Annotated in this window: 7 protein-coding genes; 2 read left to right on the top strand and 5 right to left on the bottom strand. The window is 56.4% G+C overall.

The window, feature by feature from the left end:
* Window positions 1-747 (top strand): hypothetical protein (locus tag AC1RMF_RS18080; protein ID WP_493143293.1); only part of this gene is annotated, 747 nt, incomplete at its 5' end.
* A 16-nt stretch (window positions 748-763) separates the two neighbouring features.
* Here the strand turns inward: AC1RMF_RS18080 and AC1RMF_RS18075 are convergent.
* A complete protein-coding gene (locus tag AC1RMF_RS18075; RefSeq protein ID WP_493143291.1) occupies window positions 764-1,444 on the bottom strand; it encodes a hypothetical protein in 681 nt (226 codons plus the stop codon).
* A 403-nt stretch (window positions 1,445-1,847) separates the two neighbouring features.
* Here AC1RMF_RS18075 and AC1RMF_RS18070 point away from each other — a divergent pair, with 403 nt between their 5' ends.
* Entirely contained in the window at window positions 1,848-2,753 is a 906-nt protein-coding gene (locus AC1RMF_RS18070; protein WP_493143290.1) for a lysophospholipid acyltransferase family protein, read from the top strand.
* 67 nt (window positions 2,754-2,820) lie between these two features.
* On the opposite strand, the gene AC1RMF_RS18065 is transcribed toward AC1RMF_RS18070, so the two are convergent.
* From AC1RMF_RS18065 to AC1RMF_RS18050, 4 genes are all read right to left on the bottom strand, one after another.
* Complete coding sequence (locus AC1RMF_RS18065) at window positions 2,821-4,344, bottom strand: DHA2 family efflux MFS transporter permease subunit (RefSeq protein ID WP_493143287.1); 1,524 nt, start codon at window positions 4,342-4,344, stop codon at window positions 2,821-2,823.
* Window positions 4,341-4,787 carry a MarR family winged helix-turn-helix transcriptional regulator gene (locus AC1RMF_RS18060; RefSeq protein ID WP_342619408.1) on the bottom strand — a complete coding sequence of 149 codons (447 nt, stop codon included), beginning with the start codon at window positions 4,785-4,787 and terminating at the stop codon, window positions 4,341-4,343. The genes AC1RMF_RS18065 and AC1RMF_RS18060 overlap by 4 nt, the downstream gene beginning before the upstream one ends.
* 78 nt (window positions 4,788-4,865) lie before the next feature.
* Window positions 4,866-6,005, bottom strand: a complete 1,140-nt coding sequence (locus tag AC1RMF_RS18055; RefSeq protein ID WP_493143284.1) for a zinc-binding dehydrogenase — start codon at window positions 6,003-6,005, stop codon at window positions 4,866-4,868.
* A gap of 19 nt (window positions 6,006-6,024) precedes the next feature.
* On the bottom strand, window positions 6,025-7,467 hold the full coding sequence (locus tag AC1RMF_RS18050) for a diguanylate cyclase domain-containing protein (RefSeq protein WP_493143282.1): 1,443 nt from the start codon (window positions 7,465-7,467) through the stop codon (window positions 6,025-6,027).
* Window positions 7,468-7,511: the final 44 nt, after the last annotated feature.

The following is a 7,511-nucleotide window of genomic DNA, read 5'->3' as shown; positions in this document are numbered from 1 at the left end:
ACGGGAGAAATAAAGGGCACAAAAGAAGGTCAACAATGCCTCGAAGGCGATCTAAATGCATTGCGATGGAAAAGTCCTCGAAATCTTGCCGCAGAAATTGGCGGATTGACGATAAAGTTAAATGACCTGCCCAGTGACTGCATCAAATATACCTACCGCTACCGGGAAATTGGTCCAATGCGAGTGGTGGCAGAAATGGTGGTTCTTGTCAAAGAAGCCGTCTCCATAGGCGCCGCAAAGACAAGATTTGCTATCAATCGCTTCATTGCAAAAACGATAGTGGAGCCGGAAACACCATCGCCCTCCTATGAGAACCAAGAGGGCATCTCCGAGAAGGATATTCAAGTCGTTGATGAAAGTGTTGCAGGTTTTCTTCAGGCGCACGGTGGAAAGCCCATGCAATCGGACATACATGTAAGTATGGAAGGCGAGGTGTTGGCCAAGTTCGGCGGAACTTGGAAAAACCCTCAGATGGATGAGAACTCCACGAGCGAAGAAGTCGAAGTCCGAGGGTTTTACGACGGACGTCGTTTGCGGCAACGCTTCTTCACTGTTGTGGAAGAATCAAAGAAGGCCTCCACTCATAATGTTCACTATGATGACAATGAGTTTGATGAAGAACTGCGGGCGCTACGGGAAAACAAAAATGCGCTGCTCAAATTGAAGTGCATTAGGAGGAAGATTGGCAAAAAGACAAGGCTGCATTTGGACGCAATGGAAGTAATTACCGGGAGTAATTCCCCATAATTTGCGCTACTAGCTACTACGCAAGTGTCACTGCAAGCCACACCAAAATCAATTCAAAATTAGTGTCGATTTTTGTATTGAGGGGGGAGCGAACCATAGCAATCCGACTGGGAAGATTCGCAATTTTTCCGTCACCAATTTCTATGGTCGCTCTGTCTACTTGAAAGACCTTCTTACCTTCGCTTGAAATCGAGGGCTGAAATATCACTGACCTTGCAGCGACATGCTCTTCAAACTTCTTGTCCAATTTGGCTGGACGGAAAAACTGAACAAAATCCAATGGCCAATTGCATCGGTCTAGAAATTTGAGAGCCACATCAAAATCTGTTGGATCACAAAGAAGTATCTGCCTTGATTCCCCTACGATACCAACGAATTGTGGAATCGTCACGTCAAAGATTCCGTCTATGTTTTTTACAACACTTAAGATGTGATTCCATCTGTGGTGCTCAATCTTTGACAGTAGTTCGTGCCCATCAATATCGTCATGCAACTGCACCACGCCAAGCTCATCGGAAGAAATGCCGCTTCCACCAAACTTTTCAAGAAGTTTCCCGGCCAGTTTGAACTGACGCCGGAAAAGCAGCCCAATCAGCTGCGCTACAAATCGTCTTGAAGACCTGCAGCGCAGGTAGATAGAAAACTCTCCCACAGAAACTGTGAATTGAGCTGCCGATACAAGCGACGCGAGCCACATTGCGGCGCACTTCCCATTTTGCAGAACGGGACCATGCAAGCCGACACAGATTCGGATTCTGGTCAAGTATCGGAATCGGAAAATGGGTATTCGAAATCAGCCGTTTCCAATAGTTAGAAATGGTAACGAATACGTAAATACTGTGTCAGTTTGAAATATATATATGTATTGATACGGCGAATGGAGTAGCTAAAAACACATGCTCACCACTCGTGAAATGCTCCCGAAGCATTTGTACCAACTGTTTGGCAATTTGGTAACAAATTGACAAGTTGCGTAAAGTCGGCTCGGGAATGCCTTGAATGCACCGAAACTACAGGGCTATGCCCGATGGTCAGTCCATATCCGTCACAAGCCCGTGCTGTGTCCTTTTGTCGAACACTCTCCTCTCTAAGCATTTTCAATGACCTGCGATCACAAGAGCCCGATGGCGGGCGCGCGCCCGCCACGCCATATTGGCTTGCTGCTTATGCGGGTGATGGCGCCATTGCCTCTGTCCTGGATTCGGGCGTTGGGCGCATTGTTAGGCGGCTTGCTTTACGGGCTTGTCGTCAAGCGTCGCAAAGTCGTGCTGGCCAATCTGGCGTTGTGTTTTCCCGAGGTGTCGGTGCAACAGCGGGAGCGTTGGGCTCGCCAAAGTTTCATCTATTTCGCCCAGTCGTGGCTTGACCGTGCCTGGCTTTGGCATGCCAAGCCGGAGACTGTGCGTAGACGCTTGCGTCTGGTGGGTGCCGTGGAAGCACTGCATGGCACCGAGCCAACCGTCGTCTTTGCACCGCATTTCTATGGGCTGGATGCAGCAGGCACCGCATTGAACCTCATTCTCGATCGCCCCATGGTGAGCATCTACACGCCACAGCGAAACAAGGCCGTGGATCACTGGTTGCACGTCGGGCGTCGGCGATTTGGACAACTGCAACTGTTTTACCGAGACCACGGCGTGAAGGCTGTGGTGAGTGCATTGCGCGCTGGATCGCTTCTGTATTTGTTGCCGGACATGAATTTCGGTCTGAAGGAATCCATCTTTGTTCCGTTTTTTGGCGTACCGGCGGCGACCGTTCCATCGCTGTCTCGTTTCGCACGTCTTGGTCTGGCTCAGGTAGTTCCGGTGACTGCCAGGATGACACGTACCGGATATGAAATCGAGGTGCATCGCGCCTGGGCCGACTACCCGAGTTCCGACGTTGAGGCCGATACCACTTACATGAATCACTGGCTGGAACAGGTGATTCGCAGCATGCCCGACCAGTACTATTGGGTCCACAAACGGTTCAAGGACCGGCCACCAGGAGCGCTACCCGTATATTGACGGAGCATTGTGAATGCATGAGGCCTTTTGCAGTTCGTCACAGCGCCCGCTAGAGGTTTTCGCTCAGCTAGTGAAGGGCTTCCGCTTCGGCCGGTGTGCCTGAGGTCGGCTGCTTCTCTGCCGGACGTATCAACAGCAGCAGCGGCATGGTCAACAGGGTCAGCCACATCATCACCCGAAAGTCGCCTACGTAGGCAAGCATGGCCGCCTGGCGATTGACTTCCATGTCAATGACCGCCAGCCCCGAGGGAGTTAGCGAGCTCATGGCGGGTGGCAAAGCCTGCAGCACTTGGTTGGTGTAGTTGATGTCCACTGCCAGTTCAGCATGGGCTCGTGCCATCGATTCAGTGAGCAGTGCCTGCACGATGGAGATGCCCACGCTGCTACCAATGTTGCGCATCAGGCTGTAGACCGGAGTGCCTTCGTTGCGCAGCTCGGGTGCCAGTGTGGCAAAAGTCACGGCGCTCAAGGGGACGAAGGTAAAGCCAATACCCATGCCCTGGATGAAGCCGGAGACGGTCACCAGGGTGCTATCCATGTCCAGCGTGATGTGTGTCATCTGGTAGAGCGAGTAGGCCGTGAGACAAAAGCCGAATGCCATGATGGCCCGCAGGTCGAAACGATGCACCAGCTTGCCCACCACCATCATGGCCAGCATGGTTCCCAGGCCTCGCGGCGCCATGATCTCGCCGGTAAAGACGACCGGGTAACCCAACAAGCCCTGCAGAAACGCCGGTAGCAGGGCCATCGTGGCATACAGAATCATGCCCACCACAAAGGCAAACGCAATGCCGGTGATGAAGTTGCGGTCCTTGAGCAGCGCGCGGTTCAGGAAGGACACTTTCGTGGTGGTGAGCGTATGGGCTATGAAGTAGGCAAGCGCCACGACGCAGCCAATTGCCTCGGCGCAGATCTCCGGCGAATTGAACCAGTCCAGCTGCTCGCCCCGATCCAAAAACAGTTGCAGCAGACCGACGGCCAGACTCAGGGTGGTGAGGCCAAAGATGTCCAGTTGTTCTCCTGCGGGCTTGCTCTCCGGCAGATAGCGGGCAATGCCATAGAAGGCAAACACACCCACTGGAAGGTTGATGAAGAACACCCAGCGCCAATTGGCGTTCTCCGTCAGCCAGCCGCCCATCACGGGGCCGAGGATGGGGCCGATCATGATGCCCGCGCCCCAGATGGCCATGGCTTGACCGACCTTCTCCTTGGGGTTGATGTCCAGCAGCACTGCTTGGGACAGCGGAACCAGAGCCGCACCAAACACGCCTTGCAGCAGACGCGCCAGCACGATCTCGCTCAAGTTCTGCGCCATGCCGCACAGTGCCGACGCGATCGTGAAGCCAACCACGGCAATCAGGAACACCTGTCTGCGGCCCCATTGGCCGCACAGCCAGCCGGTCAGCGGCGTGGCGATGGCCGCGGCAACGATGTAGGACGTCAGCACCCAGCTGATCTGGTCCTGCGAACTTTGCAGGGCACCCTGCATATGCGGCAAGGCCACGTTGGCGATGGTGGTGTCCAGCGCCTGCATGATGGTGGCCAGCATGATCGACAGTGTGATCATGCCCTTGTGCGGCACAGCGTTCATGGCGCGGTGAGGTTGTTGTGTATGTGATGCAGCATGTCCATCAGCGCGCTGCGCTGCTGTGCCGACAGGCCTTGCAGCGCCTGCACCTGCACCTTGTCGCTGATGGCATGTGCGGCCTTGAGCTCTTCCAGCGCCTTGGGTTGCAACACGATTTCATTGGCGCGGCTGTCGGTCGGGCTGACGCGGCGTGTCACCCAGCCGCCCGACTCCAGGCGCTTGCACAGGGACGCCACACCCATGGTCGTGAGGTCCAGACGATCAGCCAGCTCGGTCTGTGTCAGCGGCGTATCGCCTGCATGGCGTGCCAGGATGTTGATCAATCGGCACTGTGCCCGGGAAAGCCCCAGCTGTTGGCGCGACAGCTGATCAAAGCGCCTGCCATACAGACGCCCCACTTCATTGACCAGAAAACCGAAGCGGTTGTTGATATCGCTTTTAGCCATCCGATTATTGTAAACTAGTTTACTAAAATGAGACACGTGAGACCAGGAGCCTGACGCGGATACATCCGGCGCCGTCTGCTACAGATTGGGATTGATGAGGTATTTGGCTCCGGTGGAGCGCTGGCCGTAGATGGCAATGGCCTCGGGTTGCAGGGCTTCGGCCAGCGACACGACCCGGGTGTAACTGCTGGCAAAGGTGGTCTTCAGTTCGCGTGCAACGCGCTGCTTCAATGTCTGCACGGCCTCGGGCCCTATGCTTTGCAGAAACGGAAACAGCAGCCAGCCACCCATGCCCCATGCCATGCCGAAGTTGCGCTGGATCTCGGTGGGGCCCATATCCAGCCCGCCATAGATATAGACCTGCTTGTGCGTGGTGGATCCGTATCGGCTGTATTCCTTGGCGCTGCTGCTGATCGCACGCTCCATGCAGGTCAGGATCTGCCCGGCCAGCTTGCCGCCGCCGATGGCATCGAATGCAATGGTGGCACCGGTGGCCACGAGTGCCTGGGTGAGGTCCTCCATGAAGGTTGGCGATGCGGTGCTGCAGATGTGTACTGCGCCCTGTTTGCGCAACACTTCTACCTGTTCGGGTTTGCGCACAATGTTCACCAGCGCAATGCCGTCCTTGAGGCAAATCCGATTGAGCATCTGCCCCAGATTGGAAGCCGCCGCCGTGTGCACCAGTGCCTTGTGGCCTTCGCGCCGCATGGTCTGCACCATGCCCAGTGCAGTCAGCGGATTGACAAAGCTCGAGGCTCCTTCAGCCACGGATGCATCCGGCGGCAGCAGCAGGCATTGTTCCACCTTGACGCAGCGGTATTGGGAATACATGGCGCCTGCCAGAACCGCCACCTTCTTGCCCAGGAGCGCCTGCGCCGCATCCGACGATCCTGCCGCAATCACCACACCGGCACCTTCATTGCCAACCGGCATGGACTGGTCCAGCCGCGCTGCCATGGATCGCATTGCGCCCTGCGGCACAGTGGCGGTCACGATGGGAGATTGCGGCGTACCGGAGCACTGCACGCTGGCAAGGTCCGCAGCACCAAAGAGCAGGCCGATGTCGGAAGGGTTCAGCGGTGCTGCCTCCACACGGACCACCACTTCGTCCGCGGCAGGTGCAGGTGTTTCAACCGGCACCAGATCGAGTACCAGTTGCCCACCTGAGGTGATGGTGGAGCGAAGTTGAAGCCCTGAGCTGTGGGATGGTGTGTTCATGGTGGTTTCCTGGTGTGGTCTATGGCGTGGCGAAGCAAACTCGATTGCGCCCTTCGTCCTTGGCGCGGTACATCGCAGTGTCGGCGCGGGCAATGATGTCCAGGGTGCCGGCCTCTGTTCCGTTGAATATCGCCACGCCCATGCTGGCGGTGCAATGGTGTTCTATGCGCGCAGGCGGTGCGTCAGCGGATTCGGGTTGCAGCAAGTAGGGAGCTGCCAGGCAGATGCGTATCTTCTCCGCGATGGCCGCTGCTTCCGCTGCAGCCAGATTGCGGTCACGACTCATGTTATTGAGCAGAACCACAAACTCATCGCCCCCAAACCGGGCTACCGTGTCTCCCTTGCGTACGCAACTCCTGAGGCGGTTGGCAACCTCCATCAACAGCAGGTCTCCCACGCCATGGCCGTGCGCGTCGTTGAGTGGTTTGAAGTTGTCCAGGTCCAAAAACAACACGGCACCATGGCTGCCCACGCGTTCGGCCGTAGCCAATGCCTGGGTCAGTCGGTCCTCCATCAGGCGCCGGTTGGCAAGACGGGTGAGCGGGTCATGGAATGCCATCTGCCGGACCTGCTCGCCCATCAGCCTTCGCTCGGTAACGTCGCGTGTGATGCCGTGGTAGCCCGTGATGTTGCCCTGCGCGTCGTGTTCCGGCTTAGACAGCACTTCGCCCCATATCAGATGGCCATCCTTGCAACGATGCTCGACTTCGAAGGTCAGAAATCCGACGGGGTTTCCCGACTGCTCGGCCAGGCGTCTGCGTTCCATAAACTCCTTGACCAGTGCCACACCTTCCTCGGTGAACATGTCAAAGACGTGGTGTCCTATCACTTCGTCAGCCTTGAAACCGCGCAATCGCTCGTCGGCCGGGCTGATGTAGGTGATGCGCAAATCCTTGTCAGTCCGCCAGACCACGTCACGCGCATCTTCGGTTAGCAGCTGGTAGAGCGACTGGCTCTCCAGCAACGCAAGGGTGCGTTGCCGTACCAGAGCCTCCAGCTCGCTGTTGCGATCTTGCAGACTCTTGAGCGGATAGACCTCGCCTTCGGAGGCCTGGCGATACGGGATGGATATGCTGCTGTGCGCTATCTTCCATTCACCCGACTCCTGGCGCAGCACCAATACCAGTCGAGCTACTTCCTTGGCAAACAGCGCATGGTCACCGGGCAGGTGGATATGGAAGAAGGCCGTCACCACGGCGACCTCTTCACAAAGGTCCTGGATCGACAGGTCCAGCATCTCGATGCGGATGCGTCCGGGCACCTGCGCAAAATCCTGGTGCGTCACTTCGAGCCATGCTGGCTTGTTCTTGACCAGCACATCGCTGCTGCCTGCAAAGCCACTGAAGTTCTCGCTGAATCGCGCATGCAACCGTTCATCACGTGACGCATACATTGCAATGTATTCGTCAAACAACTGACGGATCATCTGATGTCGATTCGTCTGCATTGCGTTGGCGTCCATGATGAAGGGAGTTGAGCGATGTGACGCCGTCCTAAAACCTATTC

The sequence above is a fragment of the Rhodoferax sp. GW822-FHT04A08 genome (assembly GCF_058801025.1).
The sequence above is the reverse complement of the archived record's forward strand: the minus strand, read 5'-3'. Positions and strand labels throughout refer to the sequence as shown.

Excerpts from the sequence above, each read along its gene's own strand:
- AC1RMF_RS18065 (WP_493143287.1), bottom strand. The coding sequence starts at position 4,344 with ATGAACGCTGTGCCGCACAAGGGCATGATCACACTGTCGATCATGCTG.
- AC1RMF_RS18050 (WP_493143282.1), bottom strand. The coding sequence starts at position 7,467 with ATGGACGCCAACGCAATGCAGACGAATCGACATCAGATGATCCGTCAG.
- AC1RMF_RS18070 (WP_493143290.1), top strand. The coding sequence starts at position 1,848 with ATGACCTGCGATCACAAGAGCCCGATGGCGGGCGCGCGCCCGCCACGC.
- AC1RMF_RS18075 (WP_493143291.1), bottom strand. The coding sequence starts at position 1,444 with ATGTGGCTCGCGTCGCTTGTATCGGCAGCTCAATTCACAGTTTCTGTG.
- AC1RMF_RS18060 (WP_342619408.1), bottom strand. The coding sequence starts at position 4,787 with ATGGCTAAAAGCGATATCAACAACCGCTTCGGTTTTCTGGTCAATGAA.
- AC1RMF_RS18055 (WP_493143284.1), bottom strand. The coding sequence starts at position 6,005 with ATGAACACACCATCCCACAGCTCAGGGCTTCAACTTCGCTCCACCATC.